The 1,950-nt window shown below is 70.6% G+C and carries 2 protein-coding genes; both read right to left on the bottom strand.

Features of this window, described 5'->3' with window-relative positions:
• On the bottom strand, window positions 1–817 hold an 817-nt coding region (sucD, locus tag F6X51_RS27565), incomplete at its 3' end, for a succinate--CoA ligase subunit alpha (RefSeq protein WP_150967291.1).
• 1 nt (window position 818) lies between these two features.
• Window positions 819–1,950 (bottom strand): ADP-forming succinate--CoA ligase subunit beta (sucC, locus tag F6X51_RS27570; protein WP_150967293.1); only part of this gene is annotated, 1,132 nt, incomplete at its 5' end.

The following is a 1,950-nucleotide window of genomic DNA, read 5'->3' on the forward strand; positions in this document are numbered from 1 at the left end:
CCGCCTCCATCGCGGCGATCTTGTCCTCCGCCCCGCCCTTGCCCCCCGAGATGATCGCCCCCGCATGACCCATGCGCCGGCCCGGCGGCGCCGTCCGGCCCGCGATGAAGCCCACCATCGGCTTCCGGCGCCCCCGCCGCGCCTCGTCCGCCAGGAACTGCGCCGCCTCCTCCTCCGCTGACCCGCCGATCTCCCCGATCATCACGATCGACTCGGTCTTCGGATCGGCCAGGAACAGCTCCAGCACGTCGATGAACTCCGTGCCCTTGACCGGGTCCCCCCCGATCCCCACCGCCGTCGTCTGGCCCAACCCCACCTGCGAGGTCTGGAACACCGCCTCGTAGGTCAGCGTGCCCGAGCGCGACACGATCCCGACGCTGCCCGGCCGGAAGATGTTGGCCGGCATGATCCCGATCTTGCTCGCCCCCGCCGTCACGATCCCGGGGCAGTTCGGCCCCACCAGACGCGACTTCGAGCCCACCAGCGCCCGCTTCACCCGCACCATGTCGAGCACCGGGATGCCCTCCGTGATGCACACGATCAGCGGCACCTCCGCCGCAATCGCCTCGCAGATCGCGTCCGCCGCCCCCGGCGGCGGCACGTAGACCACGCTGGCCTGCGCCCCCGTCGCCGCCCGCGCCTCCGCCACCGTGTCGAACACCGGAAGACCCAGATGCGTCGTCCCGCCCTTGCCCGGGCTGGTGCCGCCAACGAGCTTCGTGCCGTAGGCCAGCGCCTGCTCGGAGTGGAAGGTGCCGTTCTTGCCCGTGAAGCCCTGGCAGAGGACCTGCGTGGTCTGATCGATCAGGATGGACATCTCAGGCTCCCTTCACCGCCGCCACGATCTTCTGGGCGGCATCGTCCAGATCGTCGGCCGGGATCACGTTCAGCCCGGAGCCCCGGATGATGGCCTTGCCCTCCGCCACGTTCGTGCCCTCCAGCCGCACCACCAGCGGCACCGTCAGGCCCACCGTCCTGACCGCCGCGATCACCCCGCGGGCGATCACGTCGCACTTCATGATCCCGCCGAAGATGTTGACCAGGATGCCGCGCACGTTCGGATCGGCCGTGATGATCTTGAAGGCCGCCGTCACCTTCTCCTCCGAGGCCCCCCCGCCCACGTCCAGGAAGTTGGCCGGGCTCTCGCCGTAGAGCTTGATGATGTCGAGCGTGGCCATGGCCAGCCCCGCCCCGTTGACCATGCAGCCGATCGTGCCCTCGAGCGCGATGTAGGCCAGGTCGTGCTTGGAGGCCTCGATCTCCTTGGCGTCCTCCTCGGTCTCGTCGCGCAGCGCCAGGAGCTCGGGGTGGCGGTAGAGGGCGTTGGCGTCGAAGGCGATCTTGGCGTCCAGGCATTGCAGCCGGCCCTCGCCGGTGAGCACCAGCGGGTTGATCTCCAGCATGCTCATGTCCTTGGCGACGAAGGCCTCGTAGAGCTTCTGCGTCAGCGCGCCGGCCTCCTTCGCCTGCGACCCCGAGAGCCCGAGGGCCCGGGCCACGGCGCGGCCGTGATGGGGCATGATGCCGGTGGCCGGGTCGACCGCGATGGTGTGGATCTTCTCGGGGGTGTCGTGGGCGACCGCCTCGATGTCCATGCCGCCCTCGGTGGAGACCACGAAGGCGACGCCGCCGGTATCGCGGTCGACCAGCATCGAGAGGTAGAACTCCGCCGCGATCTGGGCGCCCTCCTCGATGTAGAGGCGGTTGACCTGCTTGCCGGCCGGGCCGGTCTGGACGGTGACCAGGGTCTGGCCGAGCATCTCGGCGGCGTTCCGGGCGACCTCGGCGGCCGACTTGACCACGCGCACGCCGCCCTTGGCGCCGGGGGGAGCGTCCAGGAAGTGGCCCTTGCCGCGCCCGCCAGCATGGATCTGGCTCTTGACCACCCAGACCGGACCGCCCAGATCCCGCGCCGCCGCCTCGGCCGCCCCCGCCTCGAAGATCGCAACC

The sequence above is a fragment of the Methylobacterium planeticum genome, from assembly GCF_008806345.1.
In the GTDB taxonomy this organism is placed as follows: Bacteria; Pseudomonadota; Alphaproteobacteria; order Rhizobiales; family Beijerinckiaceae; genus Methylobacterium; species Methylobacterium planeticum.